General features: G+C 71.0%; 15 protein-coding genes and 1 pseudogene. 10 read left to right on the forward strand and 6 right to left on the reverse strand.

Features of this window, described 5'->3' with window-relative positions; translation table 11 throughout:
• Positions 1-28: 28 nt before the first annotated feature.
• Positions 29-1,102, forward strand: a complete 1,074-nt coding sequence (locus DFJ67_RS13815) for a lysophospholipid acyltransferase family protein (protein ID WP_239097598.1) — start codon at positions 29-31, stop codon at positions 1,100-1,102.
• Between the two features lie 841 nt (positions 1,103-1,943).
• Here DFJ67_RS13815 and DFJ67_RS13825 read toward each other — a convergent pair.
• The 3 genes and pseudogenes from DFJ67_RS13825 to DFJ67_RS13835 all read right to left on the reverse strand — a co-directional run bounded on the left by DFJ67_RS13825 (position 1,944) and on the right by DFJ67_RS13835 (position 5,091).
• Positions 1,944-2,819 (reverse strand): HAD family hydrolase, encoded by an 876-nt coding sequence (locus DFJ67_RS13825; RefSeq protein ID WP_116068244.1) that lies wholly within the window; start codon positions 2,817-2,819, stop codon positions 1,944-1,946.
• Between the two features lie 378 nt (positions 2,820-3,197).
• Positions 3,198-4,064 (reverse strand): annotated as a pseudogene (locus DFJ67_RS13830) (DUF5667 domain-containing protein); the annotation flags it as partial.
• Between the two features lie 124 nt (positions 4,065-4,188).
• A complete protein-coding gene (locus DFJ67_RS13835) occupies positions 4,189-5,091 on the reverse strand; it encodes an ECF subfamily RNA polymerase sigma factor, BldN family (RefSeq protein ID WP_116076190.1) in 903 nt (300 codons plus the stop codon).
• 588 nt (positions 5,092-5,679) lie between these two features.
• On the opposite strand from DFJ67_RS13835, the gene DFJ67_RS13840 reads away from it, so the two are divergent.
• The 3 genes from DFJ67_RS13840 to DFJ67_RS13850 are packed head-to-tail and all read left to right on the forward strand — an operon-like array spanning position 5,680 to position 8,100.
• Positions 5,680-7,221, forward strand: a complete 1,542-nt coding sequence (locus DFJ67_RS13840; protein ID WP_239097421.1) for an AMP-binding protein — start codon at positions 5,680-5,682, stop codon at positions 7,219-7,221.
• On the forward strand, positions 7,214-7,456 hold the full coding sequence (locus DFJ67_RS13845; RefSeq protein ID WP_116068246.1) for a glutaredoxin family protein: 243 nt from the start codon (positions 7,214-7,216) through the stop codon (positions 7,454-7,456). The genes DFJ67_RS13840 and DFJ67_RS13845 overlap by 8 nt, the downstream gene beginning before the upstream one ends.
• Entirely contained in the window at positions 7,453-8,100 is a 648-nt protein-coding gene (locus DFJ67_RS13850; protein WP_116068247.1) for an HAD family hydrolase, read from the forward strand. Before DFJ67_RS13845 ends, DFJ67_RS13850 begins: the two co-directional genes overlap by 4 nt.
• Here the strand turns inward: DFJ67_RS13850 and DFJ67_RS13855 are convergent, their stop codons facing one another.
• Positions 8,101-8,745, reverse strand: a complete 645-nt coding sequence (locus tag DFJ67_RS13855; protein ID WP_116068248.1) for a response regulator — start codon at positions 8,743-8,745, stop codon at positions 8,101-8,103. It abuts the gene before it with no gap.
• Positions 8,746-8,801: 56 nt separating this feature from the next.
• A complete protein-coding gene (locus DFJ67_RS13860) occupies positions 8,802-10,109 on the reverse strand; it encodes a sensor histidine kinase (RefSeq protein ID WP_116068249.1) in 1,308 nt (435 codons plus the stop codon).
• A 300-nt stretch (positions 10,110-10,409) separates the two neighbouring features.
• Here DFJ67_RS13860 and DFJ67_RS13865 point away from each other — a divergent pair, with 300 nt between their 5' ends.
• From DFJ67_RS13865 to DFJ67_RS13890, 6 genes are all read left to right on the forward strand, one after another.
• Entirely contained in the window at positions 10,410-11,165 is a 756-nt protein-coding gene (locus tag DFJ67_RS13865; RefSeq protein WP_116068250.1) for a redox-sensing transcriptional repressor Rex, read from the forward strand.
• On the forward strand, positions 11,162-12,469 hold the full coding sequence (locus DFJ67_RS13870; RefSeq protein WP_116068251.1) for a glutamyl-tRNA reductase: 1,308 nt from the start codon (positions 11,162-11,164) through the stop codon (positions 12,467-12,469). The genes DFJ67_RS13865 and DFJ67_RS13870 overlap by 4 nt, the downstream gene beginning before the upstream one ends.
• Complete coding sequence (hemC, locus tag DFJ67_RS13875) at positions 12,466-13,392, forward strand: hydroxymethylbilane synthase (RefSeq protein WP_116068252.1); 927 nt, start codon at positions 12,466-12,468, stop codon at positions 13,390-13,392. Before DFJ67_RS13870 ends, hemC begins: the two co-directional genes overlap by 4 nt.
• Entirely contained in the window at positions 13,389-14,969 is a 1,581-nt protein-coding gene (locus tag DFJ67_RS13880; protein ID WP_116068253.1) for a bifunctional uroporphyrinogen-III C-methyltransferase/uroporphyrinogen-III synthase, read from the forward strand. Before hemC ends, DFJ67_RS13880 begins: the two co-directional genes overlap by 4 nt.
• Positions 14,969-15,952 carry a porphobilinogen synthase gene (gene hemB, locus DFJ67_RS13885; protein WP_116068254.1) on the forward strand — a complete coding sequence of 328 codons (984 nt, stop codon included), beginning with the start codon at positions 14,969-14,971 and terminating at the stop codon, positions 15,950-15,952. The genes DFJ67_RS13880 and hemB overlap by 1 nt, the downstream gene beginning before the upstream one ends.
• Positions 15,953-16,182: 230 nt before the next feature.
• Positions 16,183-16,665, forward strand: coding sequence for a helix-turn-helix domain-containing protein (locus tag DFJ67_RS13890; RefSeq protein WP_116076192.1), 483 nt, complete (start codon positions 16,183-16,185; stop codon positions 16,663-16,665).
• Positions 16,666-16,716: 51 nt separating this feature from the next.
• On the opposite strand, the gene DFJ67_RS13895 is transcribed toward DFJ67_RS13890, so the two are convergent.
• A complete protein-coding gene (locus DFJ67_RS13895; protein ID WP_116068255.1) occupies positions 16,717-19,965 on the reverse strand; it encodes a lamin tail domain-containing protein in 3,249 nt (1,082 codons plus the stop codon).
• Positions 19,966-19,982 lie beyond the last annotated feature (17 nt).

Below are 19,982 nucleotides of genomic sequence, written 5' to 3' on the forward strand. Positions count from 1 at the left end.
GCCGCGCCCAGCGAAGCGAGGCACACGCATGACGACAGACGACCAGGGTCGCGCCGATCGGCCACCGAAGAAGACCACCCGCAAGGCGGTCCGCCGGGCGCCGGCGCAGAAGACCAACGGATCCAGCCGCATCGGTCTGCCGGCCGGCGGGTTCACCGTCGACCCGCCGGCGCCCAACGGCGCGGGTCCGGCCGGTCACCAGCACAACGGGCACAAGCCCGAGCCCGGCCCGCTGCCGCCCGCGGTGGCCGACCAGCCCGGCGACGTCTGGGACAACCGGGTCGCCAACGGGCTGGCGTTCCTGCGCCGCCGGCTGGCCGGCGACTACGAGGTCGACGAGTTCGGCTTCGACCCGGACCTCACCGACAAGGTGTTCCTGCCGCTGCTGCGGCTGCTCTACCGGGATTGGTTCCGCACCGAAGTATTCGGCGTCGAAAATCTCCCGGTCGACGGCCCGGCGCTGGTGGTCGGCAACCACTCGGGCACGGTCGCGCTCGACGCGGTCATGCTGGCCACCGCCCTCAACGATCGCACCCCCAACCACCGGCACCTCCGCCTGCTCGGCGCCGACCTGGTGTTCCGGATGCCGATCGTGTCGGAGCTGGCCCGCAAGTCGGGCGGCACCGTCGCGTGCAACCCCGACGCCGAGCGGCTCCTGAGCAACGGCGAGCTCGTCGGCGTCTTCCCCGAGGGCTTCAAGGGCGTCGGCAAGCAATACGCCCAGCGCTACAAACTCCAGCGCTTCGGCCGCGGCGGCTTCGTCTCGGCGGCGCTGCGCACCGGCACCCCGATCGTTCCGGCCGCGATCGTCGGCGCGGAGGAGATCTACCCGATGCTGGCCGACATCAAGCCGCTGGCCCGGCTGCTCGGCATCCCTTATTTCCCGGTGACGCCGACGTTCCCGTGGCTGGGCCCGCTGGGCATGGTGCCGCTGCCGAGCAAGTGGCTGATCGAGTTCTCCCCACCGATCCCGACCGCGCACCTCCAGGACCAGGCCGACGACCCGCTGGTCGTCTTCAACCTGGCCGACCAGGTTCGCGAGACCATCCAGCAGACCCTGCACACCCTGCTCGAACGCCGCCCCGACCCGTTCGGCCGCTGACCCGCGCCCCGCACTGCGGCGTGCAAGCTGGTGGCGGCCAAGGCGCGGCGCTCGCCGCGCCGTGGCGAGTCCTCGGTGTGTCGGAGGCGCGACCGGTTGAGCCACCCCGGCTGGGCGTGGGCCGCGGTGATCGTCTGTGGCTGGTCGACATCGGCAGCGCTCGTCGCTTGATCGTCTGCAGCTCATCGGCAATCGGCGCGGCGTGTCGTGCGGACCTAACACACATGATCATGGTCGAAGCCTGGCGTCGTGCAGATCAGCTGCAAACGATCAACCGCATCCCAGGGCCCGAGGCCCATTGGCCCACCCGCTGAGCGTGGGCGCGCGTCCACACGGCGATCTGCGGCGGCCAGTCTGTCGAAGCAGAGATCACCTCAACAGATTGGCCGCCCCAGATCCGTTGTGCTGGTGACGCGAGCATCGCTGCGAGGCCGACAGTCAGCGCAGTAGCCCGAGCAGGGAGCCGAGCGCCTTAAACGGCGTCATCGCCTGTCCGTGGCGCTGCCGGTCTGCCCCCGCATACCTACGCAGATCGGGCGACGAGACCCGACAACCGCCGAGGCCTATGCCGAACGCGCCGCAGGCGAGCCCACCGGGCTCAGCCACCGCGAGTTCCGATCGCGAAGACCGGCCGATGGACCGTGTCCCGCGGACCGCGCCGGTAGACGCCTCCCGGACCCAAGCCGCAACCGACAAGGAAGCCCGACCGATCGTGGGACTGCGGCAACAGATCGGCTGAGCCGCTCCGGCACCAGAGCCGGCGGGCGCACGATGGACCTGGCCCGTTGGTCGATCGTGTCGGCCGGCGTCTGGTGGGCGGCCTTCACCGTGCTGCCGCTGCTCAACCGGCGCGGCGCCGGCGCCGCACGGCCATGACCGTCGTGATCGCGCCCGCGACCAGCCCGGCGGCCAGGGTTGACGGCACAGCCACCTTGGCGGCCTTGCGGCCCGTGCGGAAGTCGCGGATGTCCCAGCCGCGCTCGCGGGCCGTGCGATAAAGCCCACTGTCAGGGTTGACCGCCACCGCGTTGCCGACCGCGCTCAGCATCGGCAGGTCGTTGACCGAGTCGCTGTAGGCGGTGCATCGGCGCAGGTCGAGGCCCTCGACGTTGGCGAGTTGGGCGATCGCGTCGGCCTTGGCCGGGCCGTGCATCAGGTCGCCGACCAGGCGGCCCGTGTAGGCGCCGTCGATCACCTCGGCCACCGTGCCGATCGCGCCGGTCAGGCCGAGGCGTTGGGCGATGATCCGGCCGATCTCCACCGGCGCGGCGCTGACCAGCCAGACCCGCTCGCCGGCGTCGAGATGCAATTGCGCGAGCGCGCGGGTGCCCGACCAGATCCGGGGCGCCATCAGCTCGTCGAAGATCTCCTGGGTCAGGCGTTCGATGTCGTCGACCCGCCAGCCCTCGATGAACGCCAGGGCGACCTTCTTGGCGTTGGACATGTCGCCCGCGTGCTCGGCCGCGAGCAGCCGGTAGCGGGCCTGCTGCCAGGCGAACCTGGCCAGGTCAGTGGTGGTGAAATAGCGGCGCGCGGCCAGGCCGCGGGCGATCCAGTAGATCGAGGCACCCTGCAACATCGTGTTGTCGATGTCGAAGAACGCGGCCGCGCTCTTGTCGATGTCGACCTCGAGCGCCGCTTCGACCTCGGCCTGGGCCCAACCGGCGGTGTGGCCGTGTGCGTCGGTGCTGATGGTCAGTCGGTGCTCCGATGCCACGCAGATACCTCCGATTTGCCCGGCGGCGGCGGCGCCGCCGACAAGTCACCGCCTCATGCGAGGGTATCCGCCCGAAGGCACCTCTTCAGCGATCGAGGCGTTCCCCGAGGTGGAGAACGCCCCGATCGTGGTAGGCCGTCAGGGGACGAGGCCGCCGAGAAGGTCGCCGAGGTCTTCGACGACGTTGCCGTCGTGGCTCGGCGTCGGGGTCGGCGACGTGGGTGCCGGGCTGGACGCCGGCCGGTCGGCCGAGCCAGGTGCGGCAGGCGTGTCGGACGAGCCCGGCTTCGGGTCGCTCTTCTCCGGCCGGACGTCGTTGGCCTCGCCGGAGCCGCCGTTCTGCGACCTGCCAGCCGGTGCGTCGGCGGGAGCGCTGCCCGCCGGGCAGGCACCCGGCAGCGGGCCCAGGGCGTCGGCGCGGGTGGACGCCTCGGCGCCGCACTTGAGCGCGCGGCGCAGTTCGTCGCCGCGCTTCTCGACCGAGAGCAACAGACCGCCCGACTTCAGCGCCCGCTCGTGGCGGGCCTCGGTGGTGCCGTCGATCAGGCTGCCGACGTCGGTGCGCTGCTTCTTGAGGAAGGCGTCGATCGCGTCGAGCGCGGCCGTGTCCTTCCGCTGCGTCGCGGCCGTGGTGAGCAGCTTGACGCCCTCGGTCGTGTTGGCGTCCATGTCGTCGAGCGCCCGGGCGAACCCGTCGCCGTCGCTGACCGCGCGTGCCTCGGAGAGGCGGTTGCGGGCGAAGTCGAGGAACAGCTGACCCTTGGACAGGTCGGAGCTGGCGAGCGCGAGTTGCGCCCGTTCGGTCGAGCGTTTGACACCGTAGAGCGCATCGCCCGGCACCGCGTTTTCGCTGGCCGCGGACATGCCCGAGATCGCGATCGCGCCGACGGCGACGCCGGCCAGGATCGCGCCGCGGGTGCGCAGCCGGCGGGCCCGTTGCTTCGGCGCGGTGGCCGCGGCCCGGAACGCCTCGAGGTCGACGGTCGCGCCGGTGTCGGCTATGTTGCCGATCCCTTCGCGCTCGGCCGCGGCGACGAGCATTGCCCGCAGGCTCATCCGGAACTCGGGATCGACGTCAACGTCGACCGAGTGCTTGAGCGCCGACACCCGATGCCCGATAGCCACGACATCGGCGAGATCATCGTCGACCGAAGACCGTACGTGGTGACGACGGCCGCCGTGGGCCTCGTCGAGAAGCTGGGCGAAGCGCTCGGCGCGCCGCCGATGGAAAAGGACGGAGTTCACCGCGGGCACCTCCCTTCGCTGGTTACGACAGTGATGCCGGGGCAGATGCCTTTCGGATCCACCACCGGTCGCATCGAGTCCAACGGTCGAAAGGCACGAGAAGTTACGGGGCGGAGGCCACCGCTCACGGTTGGAACCCGTCCGGCAGGAGGCGGGCGAGCGCGCGCACGGCACGGTATTGCAGTGCCTTGATCGCCCCCTCGTTCTTGCCCATCGCCTGCGCCGTCTCGGCCACCGAGAAGCCCTGGAGGAACCGCAGCACGATGCATTCCTGCTGCTCAGGGTTGAGTTGCTTGACGGCGGTCAGCAGGGCGACGTTGGTGATGTGATCGACCACCGCCGCTTCCGGGCTGCCTTCCGGGCCGCGGTCTTCGCGGTCGGCGTCGAGCACGTCGCCGGTGGTCACCTCGAGCCGGTAGCGGCCCGACTTGAAGTGGTCGGCGACCAGGTTGCGGGCGATCGTGACCAGCCAGGCGCCCAGGTCGCGGCCCTGCCAGGTGAAGCTGCCGATGCGCTTGAGGGCGCGCAGGAACGTGTCTGACGTCAGGTCTTCGGCGAGTTGCCGGTTGCCGACCCGGAAGTAGACGAACCGGAAGACGGTGTCGACGTAGCGGTCATAGATCAGCCCGAACGCCTCGGCCTCGCCGGCCTGGGCCCGCTCGACCAGCGCCCACACCTCGGTGGCCGGGTCGGACGGGTCGGGTCGGGACGGGAACGGCGCGGGTGTGCCGCCGGAGCCGCCGGTGCGCTGCTCGGTGATCGGCGGCACGACCGGAACGGCGGGGATGACGGCGGTCTCGCCGCTCTCCGCCGGGCTCTGGCCGACGCCGGGCTGTGCCGGCATCGTCGGCCGGTTGGGCGTGCCGACCCGGCCGCCGTTGACCTGCTTGCTGTTGCTGCCGGGGCCAACGGGTCGCCCGGGAACGTCGGTGTGCGGCTTGTTGCGGATCCGCCGGGCGCCCCCGTCGGCGACGGTGCCGTCGCCACGCCAGGTGGATCCGTCCTCTCGGATGTCGAGAGTCCGCATCTCGTGGAGCAAAGACCGGCGCAGTGCGGTCAGGCCGGCGTTGAGTGCGAGCCGGGCGTCGAGAAGCTCGCGGCTCATCAGACCCTCGCCGGCGTAGCTGTAGGCCGTCACTTGCCGCCCTCCTGGCCGCGTGCCGATGAATCGTGCAGCCACGAGTTGGCACTCGGACATAGGTGCTCATGAAGCGCGTCTATGGGCACAGCGGCCTCCTCGGGGATGAGGGGTGTGACTCACATACAAAAGGGGTGAGCCGACCCAAGGATGATAGGGCCAACATCACCCACGTGTGGGGAGTCCGTTACACAGAGCCGAAGTATTTCCCGATACCACCTGAACGTGTCGCACATCTTGTCCGCTACCGCACCTAAGCCACTCGCCGGAGCGAGGACCGTCACCTGCGGAAAGCGGGCGACACGCCGAATCGCGACACGCCGATGTGCGAGGGGCGGTTTGCCCGATCGGCGACACGCGGGTGCATGGTCGGTTCGCGCTTTCAGTCCCGTCGGTGGGATCGCGACGCACACTCGCACAACGCCGCTAACGCCACCCATGGCGACATTCGGCAGCACTGTGCCAGACTCTGCGTCCGTGGTGGACAGCCGTTCCGACACACTTGCCGACCGGGTGGCGGCGGCCGCTGCCGCGACACCCGATAAGCCCGCGTTGATCTGGCACGACACGACGCTCACCTGGGGTGAGCTCGACCGTCGCGTCAATGCCGCCACGACCGCGCTCATCGGGCTCAACCTCCCGACCGGCGCTCGGGTTGCGCTCGCGCTGCCGAATTCTCCGCGCTATGCCGTCGCGCTCTTCGCCGTGCTGCGCGCCGGGCTGGTCGCGGTGCCGGTCAACCCGCAATACACGGCCCGCGAACTCGGCCATGTGCTCGCCGACTCGGGCGCGTCGGTGCTCGTCGCCAGCCCCGATGCGGCCCGGCTGGTCGAGCGCGTCCGGGGAGACCTGCCGGAGTTGGCGCGCGTACTCGAAAAACTGCCGGAAGATGGTCCGACCGGTCCGCCGGCCGCGGCCAGCACCGGCGACGGTGCGTTGGCCGTGCTGCTCTACACCTCGGGCACCGAGGGTCGCCCGAAGGGCGCGATGCTCAGCCACCGCGCGCTGATGGCCAACCACGCGCAGGTCGACGGGATCACGCCGACGGTGGTCGGTCCCGACGACGTCGTGCTGCTGGCGCTGCCGCTGTTCCACGCCTACGGGCTCAACTCGGGGCTGGGCGCGGTCGCCTACCACGGCGCGACCGGGGTGCTGATCGAGCGCTTCGACCCGGCCGACTCGCTCGCCGTCATCGCCCGCCATTCGGTGACCGGGCTGGTCGGCGTGCCGTCGATGTTCCAGGCCTGGTCGCTGCTGCCCGACCTCGGCGAGTCGATGGCGACGGTGCGGGTCGCGGTCTCCGGCGCGGCGCCGCTGGACAGCGAGACCGCGGCGCGGTTCACCCGGGCGACTTCACACCCGGTCTTCGTGGGGTACGGGTTGACCGAGACCGCGCCGGTCGTCACGTCCACACTGGCCAGCCCGGAGCCGAAGGCAGGGTCGATCGGGCGGCCGATCCCGGGTGTCGAGGTGCGACTGGTCGCGCCCGACGGCTCCGAGGTGTCGGACCCCTCCGATGTAGACGCTGACGAGTTCGACCTCGAGGTTGGCGCGCCGGAGACCGACCCTGGCGAGATCGTGGTGCGCGGCGCCAACCTGTTCGACGGCTACTGGCCCGACGGGCGCGACGGTCCCGACGCCGACGGCTGGTGGGCGACGGGCGACATCGCCTACGCCGACGCCGATGGCGACCTCTTCCTGGTCGACCGCCGGGGAGAGCTGATCATCGTGAACGGGTTCAACGTCTACCCTCGTGAGGTGGAACAGGTGCTCGAGTCGCATCCCGGTGTCGCCGAGGCGGCGGTGATCGGGGTGCCGCATCCCTACACCGGGCAGACCGTCAAGGCTTTCGTGGTGCGCACGCCGGGCACCGACGTCGACCCGGAAGACCTGCTCCGGCACGCCGAGCAGAACCTGGCCCGGTTCAAGATGCCGACCGCGCTCGAGTTCGTCGGCGAGTTGCCGCACTCGGCGATCGGCAAGGTGCGCAAGGCCGAGCTGCGGGGCGACGGTGCCTAGGGTCGCGCTGGTCACCCGCACCGACTGCCACCTGTGCGTCGCGGCCCGGGCGGCGCTCGACCGGGTCACCGCGCGCACCGGTGAGCCGTGGACCGAGCTCGACGTGAGCGACGACATCGAGCTCGAACGCGACTACGGCGACCGGCTGCCGGTGGTGCTGCTCGACGGCGCCGAGCACGGCTACTGGCAGGTCGAGGAAGATCGTTTGACCAGAGATCTAGAGTCGACCTCGTGACGCGTACGCACCTGGTCTGGGACTGGAACGGCACCCTGCTCAACGATTTCGACCTGGTGGTCGCGGCGACCAACCACGCGCTCGCCACGGTCGGCGGCCCGCCGGTGACCGCCGACGACCATCGGCGCAACTTCATCCGCCCGGTCGCCGACTTCTACGCGGCGGTGCTCGGGCGCGCGGTCGACGCCGACGAGTTCGACCAGCTCGACGTGATCTTCCACGACGCCTACCGGGCCCGGCTGACCACCTGCGCGCTGGCCGACGACGCGATGACCGCCATGCGGTCCTGGGTCGGCACCCAGTCGCTGCTGTCCATGTGGTTCCACGACGACCTGGTGCCCGCGGTGACGGCGTTCGGCCTCGACGGGCGGTTCCGCCGGGTCGACGGGCTGCGGCCCACCCTCGGCGGCGACCGCGCCTACAAGGCCGACCACCTCAAGGAGCACCTGGCCGCCCTCGGTCTCGACGGCGCCACCGTGGTGCTGATCGGCGACTCGATCGACGACGCCGACGCGGCCCGCTCGGCCGGTGCCGCGTGCGTGCTCTACACCGGCGGGTTCACCGACGAGGTGCGGCTGCGCGCGTCAGGGCACCCGGTGGCCGGCACCCTCACCGAGGCGGTCGGGCTCGCCGCCGAGCTCTGATCAGCCGCGCAAGTAGGCGAGCACGGCCAGCACCCGGCGGTGCTGCTCCTCGTCGGGTGGCAATTGCAGCTTGGTGAAGATGTTGCGCACGTGCTTCTCCACGGCGCCGTCGCTGACCACCAGCTTGCGGGCGATCGCGGTGTTGGACATCCCTTCGGCCATCAGCCCGAGCACCTCGCGCTCGCGGGCGGTCAGCTCGCGCAGCGGGTCGTCGCGGCGGCGCCGGACCAGGAGCTGGGCGACCACCTCGGGGTCGAGCACCGTGCCGCCGCTGGCCACCCGGCCGAGCGCGTCGAGGAACTCGGTGATCGCCGCCACCCGGTCCTTCAGCAGGTAGCCGACCGCGCCGGCCCGGTCGGCCAGCAGGTCGTCGGCGTAGGAGACCTCGACGTATTGGGAGAGCACCAGCACCGGGGTGCCGGGCACCAGGCGGCGCGCCTCGACCGCGGCCTTGAGCCCCTCGTCGGTGTGCGACGGCGGCATCCGCACGTCGACGATCGACACGTCTGGCTTCTCCCGGACGATGGCCTCGACCAGGCTCGGGCCGTCGCCGACCGCGGCGGCCACGTCATGGCCGTGCTCGGTCACGAGCCGGACCAGGCCCTCGCGGAGGAGTACTGCGTCGTCGGCGATCACAATGCGCACCGTTAGAGCCTAGTGAAAAGGGCCCCTTGTCGATAAGGGGCCCTTTTTGCGGGGATTTACACCGGAAGAGTGGCCTGAATCAGCGTCGGGCCGCCGGCCGGACTGGTCACCGCGAGCCGGCCGCCGGCCGCATGCACCCGGTCGGCCAGGCCGGCCAGGCCGTGGCCCTTGGAGACGTGTGCCCCGCCCTCGCCGTCGTCGGAGATCTCCACCCGGAGCGAGTCGCCCTCGCGGGTCACCGCGATCCGGCAGATCTCCGCCCGGCTGTGCTTGGCGACGTTGGTCAGCGACTCGGCGACCACGAAGTAGGCGGCGCTCTCCAGGGCCGGGTCGAGCCGGCCGGACGGGGTGCCCAGCGCCGGGTCGATGGCCAGGTCGATCGGGATCACACCGCGGCCGGCGAGCGCGGCCAGGGCGCTGGGCAGGCCACGGTCGACCAGGATCGGCGGCGCGATGCCCCGGGACAGCGAGCGCAACTCGCTGAGCGTCTCGCGGGTCTGGGTGAGCGCCTCGTCGATCGTCCGGCGGGCCGCGTCGGGGTCGTTGTCGAACTGTTGCTGAAGCCGGCCGAGGTCCATGGCCAGCCGGACCAGTCGCTGCTGCGGGCCGTCGTGGATGTCACGCTCGAGCCGGCGCAGAGCGGTCGCCTCGGCCGAGACGGCGGCGCGCCGCTGCCCCTCGAGGGTCGTGATCTTGCTGCGCATCTCGGCAACGCCGGTCAGCATCGTCTTGCCGAAGCTGGCTTGGAGCAGGGCCGCGCCGCGCACCACGATCGGCAGGCTGAGCAGGAAGAACACCCCGATGGCGGTGTAGAGCAGGAGCCGCGGGCCGGTGCCGCTGCCGAGGCCCAGCAGGGTGTTGAGGTCGACCTCGTCGGGGTTGCGCGGAATCGCCCAGTCGTAGGCCCAGTAGGTGATGCCGCCCAGCGCGCCCGCCCACCAGACGATGGTGAGCACGAACGCGACGATCGACAGGGCGAACTTGACGATCGCGTGCACCGCGTCGAGCCATGACTGGCTGTCGCCGACGACCGACATCACCCGGCGGAAGAGGCCGGAGCCGGGCTCGGCGGTGCGGTATTCGGGACGGACCCGGGCGAGCCCGAGCACCGGGCCGATCGCCATCCGGTCGAGGTCGGCGAAGACCCGGGCGAGCAGCAGCGCGCCGGCCATCACCGGCAGGCCGATGCCGGTCACGATCAGGCCGGCGCTGAGCACGATGCCGACCAGCACCGCGACAAATCCGGCGATCGCGAGCGGGAAACCCACGATGACGTACGCCGAATCGGTCATTAACTGGCGAATGATGCCGCGGTGAGCCGCGGGTGCGGTTCCCACGGGGCTGGAAACGACGGCTGTGGTCATGTCATCGACGCTATTCATCCGCCCCGCTCACCCCCATCCCGGCAACTTGCCTCTTCAGGGTAGGGCTGTCCGTACCCCCGATCGGTACCTGCGGCTCGTGAGTGGTGGCACAAGTCCGTTTTACGCAATAATCGGCTCAGGGGATAGGCGGTTGTCGAGCGACCAAGATCGCGATTTGTGCACGAGTTCACAAGCGCCTAGGCTGAGTCCCCGACGAATCCCGTTAACACAGCCGGTCACCGCGCTTTGCTGCGGGCCCCCCGCTCGCGGGCCAGCCGGACGATCGCACCACGGAGTCGCATGAGCCAGCACCGCCCTGGAGGCCCCAACGGACGGTCCGGCGGCGTGCCCGCCCTCCCGGACCTGCCCGAGGCGACGGTGGCCCGCCTGCCCGAATATCTTCGTGCGCTGCACCACATCGCCGAAGTGGGAAGCGACACCATCTCGAGTGAAGGGCTCGCCACGGCGGCCGGCGTCAATTCGGCGAAACTGCGCAAAGACCTTTCACATCTCGGGTCGTACGGGACGCGTGGTGTTGGTTATGACGTGGCCCTGCTGATTGATCAGATCGAGTTCACCCTGGGGTTGGATCAGCGGCGCGCCGTCGCACTGGTCGGCGTCGGCAACCTCGGTCACGCGCTCGCCGGCTATGCGGGTTTTGCCAGTCGCGGTTTCCGCATCGCGGCGCTCTTCGACGCCGACCCCGAGCGGGTGGGCGAGCCGATAAACGGCCTCAACGTGTTGCACATCTCCGAGCTGGCGACCGTGGCCGCCGCCGAGTCGATCGCGATCGGCGTCATCGCCACCCCGGCCGCCGCCGCGCAAGACGTCGCCGACGCCCTGGTCGCGGCCGGCGTCACCAGCATCCTCAACTTCGCGCCGTGCGTGCTTTCGGTTCCCGAAGGGGTAGACGTCCGCAAGGTCGACCTTGCGATCGAGTTGCAGATCCTCTCCTTCCACGAACACCGCAAGTCGGCGCTGACCGCCCTGCCGGGCGGATACGGGAGCCCGAACGGGCTCGCGGCGACCGGAACGGAAGAGGCGGTGGGCACATGAGCCTGATCGTGGTTGGCGCTTCCTACAAGACCACGCCGGTCGCCGTGCTGGAGCGGCTCGTGATTCCGGCGGCAGACCTCACCCGCACACTCGAGCAGCTTCTGGCGCAGCCCTACGTCCGCGAGGCCGTGGTCCTGTCCACCTGCAACCGGGTCGAGATCTACGCCGCGGTCAGCGGTTTCCACGGCGGCCTGGGCGACATCTGCACCGTGCTCGGCGAACGCGCCGGCTCCGCGCCGGCCGAGCTCGCCACCCACCTCTACGTGCACCACGACGCCGCCGCGGTCGAGCACACCTTCCGGGTCGCCACCGGGCTCGACTCGATGGTGATCGGCGAGGCGCAGATCCTCGGCCAGCTCCGTGACGCCTACCACGTCGCCACCGAGGCCGACAGCGCCGGCCGCACGCTCCACGAGCTGATGCAGCAGGCGCTGCGGGTCGGCAAGCGGGCACACGCCGAGACCGGCATCGACAAGGCCGGCCAGAGCGTGGTGACCGCGGCCCTCGACCTCGCCGCTTCGCACTTCCCCGGCGGCCTCGCCGACCGCCCCGCGCTGGTCGTCGGCGCCGGCGCGATGGGCGCCCTGTCGGTCGCCACGCTGTCCCGGATCGGCGTCGGCCCGGTCTCGGTGACCAACCGCGGCGCCGACCGCGCGGTCCGGCTGGCCGCGGCCTACGGCGCCTCCGCCGTTCCGATCGCCGAGCTCGCCAGCAAGCTGGCCGAGGTCGACCTGGTCGTCGCCGCCACCACGTCCACCGAGCCGGTGCTGACCCGCGAGACGGTCGCGGCAGCCCTGCCCGGCCGCACCGGTCCGCTGGTCCTGCTCGACCTCGCGGTGCCGCGCGATGTCGCACCCGATGTCGCCGGCCTGCCCGGTGTCGTCGTGATCGACATCGACACCCTGGCCGCCGAGCTGCGCGCCGGCCACCACGCCGCCGACGAGGTCGCGGTCGAGGGCATCGTCGAGGCCGAGGTCGAGTCGTTCGTGGGCTGGCTGCGCGGCGCCGAGATCGCGCCGACCGTGGCCGCCCTGCGCACCCAGGCCGACGAGGTCGTCGCCGCCGAGCTGGCCCGCTTGCGGCAACGCCGACCCGACCTGAGCGAGGAGCAGCGGTCCGAGGTGGCGCACACCGTCCACCGGGTGGTCCGCCGGCTGCTGCACACGCCGACCGTCAAGGTCCGGCAGCTCGCCGCCGCCCCCGGCGGCGACCAATACGCCACGCTGCTCCGGCAGCTCTTCGACCTCGAGGTCCCACAGACCGCGCTGGTCGACGACGTCCCACCGTTGGGAGACCCCACATGACCCCGCTGCGCCTCGGCACCCGGGGCAGCAAGCTGGCGCTGGCCCAGTCCGGCCTCGTCGCGGCCGCGTTCACGGCGGCCACCGGCCGGCCCGTCGAGCTGGTGGAGATCACCACCGCCGGCGACCGGTCGACCGCGCCGGTCGCCCAGCTCGGCGTCGGAGTGTTCGTCTCCGCACTGCGCGACGCGCTGGTGGAGCGCCGGATCGACGTCGCCGTGCACTCCTACAAAGACCTGCCGACCGCCGTGCCTGCGGCGCTGCACATCGCCGCCATCCCGCTGCGCGAAGACCCGCGCGACGCACTGGTGGCGCGCGACGGCCGCACGCTCACCGACCTGCCCGACGGCGCGCTCGTCGGCACCGGCGCGGTGCGGCGGATCGCCCAGCTCAACGCTTTGCGGCTGCCCCTGCGGGTGACGCCGATCCGGGGCAACGTCGACACCCGGATCCGGCGCGTCCTCGGCCCGGAAGCCGACCTTGACGCCGTCGTCCTCGCCCGGGCCGGGATCGCCCGCCTCGGGCGTGCCGACGAGATCACCGAAACGCTCGACCCGATGCTGATGCTGCCCGCGCCAGCACAGGGTGCGCTGGCGGTTGAGTGCCGCCACGACGACCATGACCTGGTCGAAGAGCTCGGCGCGCTCGACGACGGACCGACCCGGGCCGCGGTCACCGCGGAACGGGCCTTGCTGGCCACGCTGGAGGCCGGCTGCAGTGCGCCGGTCGCCGCCTACGCGGAGCTCGCGGAAGGCGACGACGGTGACGAGATCTACCTGCGCGGTGCGGTGATCAGCCCGGATGGCGAGCGAGCCATCCGGCTGTCGCGCACCGGGACGCCCGCCGCCGCCGCGGAGATCGGCAAGGCCCTGGCCGCCGAACTCCTCGACCGTGGCGCCGATACCTTGTTTGGGAGCAAAGAATGACCCGCACCCGTAAGCCCGCCGGCCACATCGCGTTCGTCGGGGCGGGGCCCGGCGACCCGGGCCTGCTGACCCGCCGGGCACACGACGCGCTGGTCGAGGCCGACCAGGTGATCTACGACCGCGGCGTGCCGGAGTCGTTGCTCGCGACGATCCGGGCCGAGGCCAAGGAAGACGCCCAGTTCACGCCCGCCGAGGGCGCCTCCGGCGACGTGGCCAAGGTGCTCATCTCCGCCGCGCGCTCCGGGCTCTCCGCCGTGCACCTCGTCGCCGGCGACCCGTTCGGGCACGACTCGGTGGTCAAGGAGGTGCAGGCCGTCGCCCGCACCGCCGTCCACTTCGAGGTCGTCCCGGGCGTCGGCCAGGCCGAGGGGGTGGCCACCTACGCGGGTGTGCCGCTGCCGGGCCTGCGCACCGCCGCCGACGTCGACGACGTCTCGACCCTCGACTTCGAGGCGCTGGCCACGGCCGTGGCGCGCGACTCGCTGGCACTCGCGGTCGACGCGGGCGACCTGGCGACTCTCCGCGACGGCCTGCTGGCCGCCGGCCTCGACGGCACCACCCCGGTCGGGGTGACCGGCGACGGCACCGGCGAGACGCAGTTCACCACGACCTCGACGGTCGACAGCTTCGTCGCCGCCGCGCTCGGCTTCACCGGCCGGGTGGTGCTCACCCTCGGCGCCGGCGTCGCACACCGCGACAAGCTGAGCTGGTGGGAAAACCGGCCGCTCTACGGCTGGAAGGTGCTCGTGCCGCGCACCAAGGAGCAGGCCGGTGCGATGAGCGCCCGGCTGCGCGCCTACGGCGCGATCCCGTGCGAGGTGCCGACCATCGCCGTCGAGCCGCCGCGCACCCCGGCGCAGATGGAGCGCGCGGTCAAGGGCCTGGTCGACGGCCGCTACGCGTGGGTGCTCTTCACCTCCGTCAACGCGGTCCGCGCGGTCTGGGAGAAGTTCGGCGAGCACGGCCTCGACGCCCGCCACTTCGGCGGCGTGAAGATCGCCTGCATCGGCGAGGCAACCGCCGACGCGGTCCGCGCCTTCGGCATCCAGCCCGAGCTGGTCCCGGCCGGCGAGCAGTCGTCCGAGGGCCTGCTGGCCGAGTTCTCACCGCATGACGAGGTGCTCGACCCGGTGGGCCGGGTGCTGCTCCCGCGCGCTGACATAGCGACCGAGACCTTGGCCGCCGGCCTGACCGAGCTGGGCTGGGAGGTCGACGACGTGACGGCCTACCGCACGGTCCGGGCAGCCCCGCCGCCGGCCGAGATCCGCGACGCCATCAAGTCGGGCGGCTTCGACGCGGTGCTCTTCACCTCGTCGTCCACGGTCCGCAACCTGGTCGGCATCGCGGGCAAGCCGCACACCCGCACGGTGGTCGCGGTGATCGGCCCGAAAACCGCCGAGACGGCGACGGAGTTCGGCCTGCGTGTCGACGTCCAGCCGGCCCACGCGTCGGTCCCGGACCTGGTCGAGGCCCTGGCGTCGTACGCCGTCGAATTGCGCGAAAAGCTGGCCGCGATGCCGGCGAAGCAGCGCCGCGGCTCGAAGGTGCAGGGCCCAACCGCGTTGAGGTTCCGCTGATGGCCTTCCCTTCAGTGCGCCCAAGGCGACTGCGGGTCAACCCGGCGGTGCGCCGCATGGTCGAGGAGACCAAGCTCGCACCGTCGGAGCTGATCCTCCCGATGTTCGTCAAGGAGGGCCTGACCGAGCCCCGCCCGATCACCACGATGCCCGGCGTCGTGCAGCACTCCCGCGAGTCGCTGCGCAAGGCCGCGGCCGAGGCGGTCCGGGCCGGGGTCGGCGGCATCATGCTGTTCGGCGTCCCGGTCAACAAAGACCCGCAAGGTTCCGGCGGCCTGGACCCGGACGGCATCCTCAACGTGGCGATCCGCGACGTGATCTCCGAAGTAGGCGACGCCACAGTGGTGATGGGCGACGTCTGCCTGGACGAGTTCACCTCACACGGCCACTGCGGAGTTCTCACCGAAGACGGCCGGGTAGACAACGACGCGACCCTGGAGTCCTACGCGACGATGGCGGTAGCCCAGGCGTCGGCTGGCGCCCACATGGTCGGCCCGTCCGGCATGATGGACGGCCAGGTGGGAGTGATCCGCCAGGCCCTCGACGCCGCCGACTACCAGGACGTAGGCATCCTGGCGTATGCGGTGAAGTACGCGTCGGCCTTCTACGGCCCCTTCCGCGAGGCAGTGGAGTCCTCGCTGGAGGGCGACCGCCGCACCTACCAGGAAGACCCGGCCAACGCCCGGGAGGCCCTACGCGAGGTAGCGCTCGACGTAGAAGAGGGCGCCGACATCGTGATGGTCAAGCCCGCGCTGACCAACCTCGACGTGATCGCGGCAGTCCGCGCGGCTGTGGATATCCCAGTGGCGGCCTACCAAATCTCAGGCGAGTTCGCGATGGTCGAGGCCGCTGCCGCGAACGGCTGGGTCGACCGCGAGCGAGCCATGCTCGAAACCCTGACGTCGATCCGCCGGGCCGGCGCCCAAATCATTTTGACCTACTGGGCCGTCGAGGCCGCCGGCCTGCTCCGCTCCCGCTACTAGCGGCCGCTCAGTCGATCTCTTTCGGCCCGTCCAGGGCCGACCCCTGTTTTCAGGCTTTGCTCTGCACCCCTGTAGGAAGCACCTTCGCGTCGGGGTGCTTCCTACAAGGGTGCAGAGCAAAGCCTGAAAACAGGTAGGGCGGGGTGGGCGGTTGTCCACAGGTTCGACCGTTGTCCACAGGTTCGGCCGCGGTGCTGCCGGGTGACCGGCGCGGGGTACATGCTGCCGTGATGAGCAGGCAGGACCTTTCCGTCGCCCTTCCGGTTTCCGGGCTCGTGCGGGCCGCGCGGCTGCGGGCCGATCTCAGCCAGCGTCAGCTGGCGGCCAAGAGCGCTATCAGCCGTGGCACGGTCTCCAAGGTCGAGACGGGTGAGTCGATGCCCAGCTTGGCGATGATGGAGCGGTTGCTCGGGGCCTGTGGGTTTCGGCTTGTGGTTGTTGATCAGCATAATCGGCGGTTGCGGCCGATGGTGGACAGTGACAACACGCTTGATCTTGCCGATCGGCGGTTTCCGGCGCACCTTGATGTGATTCTCGATCCGGAACCCGGCGAGTGGTGGGCCGATATTTACGGGCTGGCGCGGCCGCCGGAGACGTTTTATCGCAATCGGCGGGTGCGGGATCAGCAGCGGCGGCGGAGCCAGTGGGAAGTGCGGGTCAAGCAATTCCGCAACGCTCCGCCGCCACCATGGCGGCCGGAGTTTTACGTCTAGACGCGAAACGGCCCGGCCGAAGGGCCGGGCCGCTCGCTGAGCGAGGTGCGGTTAGTCGTCGTTGCGGATGGTGCCTACGCCGATCGGGTCGGTCAGGACCAGGCCGGGGATGCCGGCGACGATCAGGGTGAGGGTTTCGTTGGGCTCGCGCTGGCGGTCGCCCTTCACCGTTACGTCGACCGTTGTTGACGTGGCGCCGGCTGGCAGGGTGCGGCAGCCGATTACCGGGTCGTAGTCAGAGCCTGCCCGAGCCGTCAGGCCCAGCGTGGTGCCGCACAGCAGGACCGGCTCGGACAACGGGCGGGAGACCGACACCGTGAAGCTGAGCTTTGTCGTGCCGGAGTTGCCCTCCGTCACCGCGGCGTCGGAGACCTTCAGCTCGGCCCTTGAGGAGAAGCGGGCCACCTGTGGGTCGTGGTCGCTCGAACCGCGTGAGCCGTCGCCGTCGTAGTTTGCTGACCAGTCGGCGTTGATGTGTGCCGCCCGCATCTGCACCAGGTCGCCGTAGAGCGGGGCGTTGACGAACAGGTGGTCCAGGGTCTGGGCCTGGCCTTCGAAGGAGTACGAATATGCGCTGGCCGGCACGTCGCGCACCAGGTCTTCCCACAGGTTGTGCAGGCCGGCGTTGTAGAGCGGGGCGAGTTGGTCGCCCGGGTTGGACTGCACCGGGTCGTCGGGGCGCGGGAAGACGTTGAGGTCTCCGCCGTAGACCACGCGGGCGTTGGGGTCTGCCGCCTCGATCGCCTTGACGATTTCGGCGCCGTAGCCGGCCTGCTCGCGGCGTTGGCCGATGCGGCCGTCGGGGCCCGACGAGTAGTGGTTGCTGATTGCCCACACGACCTGGCGCTCGCTGCTGCCGGGGGTTGCCGACACCAGGAACTTGGCCACCTGGGGTGCGCGGGTGAAGACGTCGGAACCGTCCACCCCGGTCGACGTGTCTACGTCGGCGGGCAGGTCGGCGTTGAGCGACTTCGGGTTCTGCACGTCGGTGTTGTAGGGGAGCGGGGCACCTCGGTAGGAGACGCCCGAGTTGGTGCCCAGCACCGCGTCGGCCGGCGTCACGGGGGCCAGGGAGACCCGGTCGGTGCGGTAGAGGAACGCCGCGGTGATGCCGCGGTCGTCGGCGCCGTCACGGTCGAAGGCGGCGGCGTACGCCGGACCGCCCTTGGCCTTGATGGTCAGCGCCAGTTCCTGGATCGTGTCGGGCGCGCCGTCGGCGTTGTCGGTGGTGCCGCAGACCAGTGCGCCGCCCGAGACGGAACAGATGTCCTGGTCTTCGGCTTCCTGCACGAGGATCAGGTCGGGGCCGTGCAGGTCGTTGGTGATCTGGTCGGCGAGCGACGCGAGTTGGGCGTCGTATTCGGCCTGGGTGAGCGGGACGTAGTCGAACGGCGGGGAGACGCCGGGGCAACCGGTGTTGCCCAGGAAGTCGCAGCCGTCGAAGGGGTCGTCGCGGAAATCGTACAAATTCTCGACGTTGTACGTGGCTACCGCGTACTCCGTGTTGCGGTTAGCGGCTTTTGGTGGGTTGTTCTTCGACGGGTCGGTGCCGCCCGCGAAGGTGACCTGCTCGGGCTGGATGCCGAACTTGTCGAACGAGAAGTAGAGGCCGCCGACCGCGTCGCTGGTGAGCTTGTCGAAGGTGTGCACCGGCGGGAGGAGCGTGGTGCTGTCGCCGGAGCGGTCCTTGACGCCCATCGTGCCGAAGAGGATCCGGTTGCCGTTCTCGTCGTCGAACTTGGCCGGGTTGTTGTCGAGCGGGTGCGAGTCGCGGAAGACCCTTTGGGCGTACGGGTCGGTGCGGGCCAGCAGCGGGTCGTTCTTGTCGATCACCCACACCTCGGAGTCGGCGGTGCTGGCGAACACGTCGCGGCCGCTGACCGCCTGTGCGCCGGCCCGGACCCGCATCCGCATGCCCTCGTGCCGCTCCCAGAACCGGTCGGCGGTGGCGAGGTCGACCGGGGGCACCGCGTCGGTGACCGCTACGTCGGTGTCGACGTTGAGGCCGCTGGCCAGCTTGGACACCAGCGAGGCGCTGGCGATCTCGGTCAGGTTGAAGTATTCGGTGACCCGGCCGCGGAGCACGATCTCGTCGCCGACCACCGGCTGGTAGCCGCCGATCAGCGTGGGGAACGTGCTGGTGTAGACGAACACGCCGTCAGAGGTGAGCGGGTCGCCGTCGTCGGCGCCGGCCCGGCTCTGGAAGAAGAAGCCGTATTGCAGCGCGCCGGCCGCGGTGCGGGAGAGCGCCCGCTGGGTGACCACGCCGCGGATGTCGTAGAGCTGGGCGCTGTTGCCGCTGGCCGGAGCGAGCGGCGAACGGTCGAGCTTGCCCTGCTCGGCGTCGGTGGTCTGGCCCTGCACCTCGCCGACCGTCAGCACGTGGTTGACCTGGACGGTCAGCGTGCAGGACGCGGTCGTGCCGCCCTCGTCGCGCGAGGTCACGACGACGGCGTAGCTGCCACCCGGCAGGTCGGCGCTGGCGGTGATCGTGGCGGTGGCGGTGGCGCCCGGGCCGCTGGCGGCTGTGAACGCGGTGCGGCTGATGCTGCCGGCGGTCGGCGCCGGGGTCACCGAGGTGATGTCGAGGTCAGCGATCGTGTCGTCGGGGTCTGCCGCCGTGACGTCGCGGGTCGCCGCCGTGCCGGCCGCGGTGACCAGCGCGCTGCCGCAGGTGACGACCGCGGGCGCGTCGACGGGGCCGCCGCCGGTCGAGTGGCTGCCGAGGCCGCCGAAGGTGTCGACGGCGAAGCCGTCCCATTCGGTCGCCGGGTCGAACGCGTCGGTCGGGTCGAGGTCGCCGGCCGTCACGGTCGCCTTGCGGCGCAGCGTGTTGTCGGCCGTGCTGGTCAGCCCGGTGCCCCACTCGGTGCCGGGGTCGACGCCCACCTGGCCGAGCGAGTCGACCACCGCGCCGCTCTTGCGCAGCACGATCGCGTCGTCGCCGTTCCAGAGGCCGGATCCGGTGGTGGCGTCGGCCTGGGCCAGGATCTCGGCGCCCGACGCGGAGTGGGCGAAGACGAACACGTCGCCGTCGGCGACCGTGCCAGTGAGCGAAGCGGTGAAGCTCGCGGTGGTCGCGCCGTTGAAATAGACCTGGAGCTGGTAGGCGGAAAGGTCGACGGGCGCGCCGGTGCCGTTGTAGAGCTCGACGGCCTTGTTGTTGGACGAGCCCTCGACGTATTCGGAGATGAGCAGGTCGGTCGGCGCGGCGAACGCGCTGGTCGAGACGCCGACCAGGGCGGTGGTCGCGGTCAGGGTCGCGGCCGCGAGTATCGCGGGCGCGCGGAATGAGCGCACAGAAGCCTCCAGGGGTG

The sequence above is a fragment of the Asanoa ferruginea genome, assembly GCF_003387075.1.
In the GTDB taxonomy this organism is placed as follows: domain Bacteria; phylum Actinomycetota; class Actinomycetes; order Mycobacteriales; family Micromonosporaceae; genus Asanoa; species Asanoa ferruginea.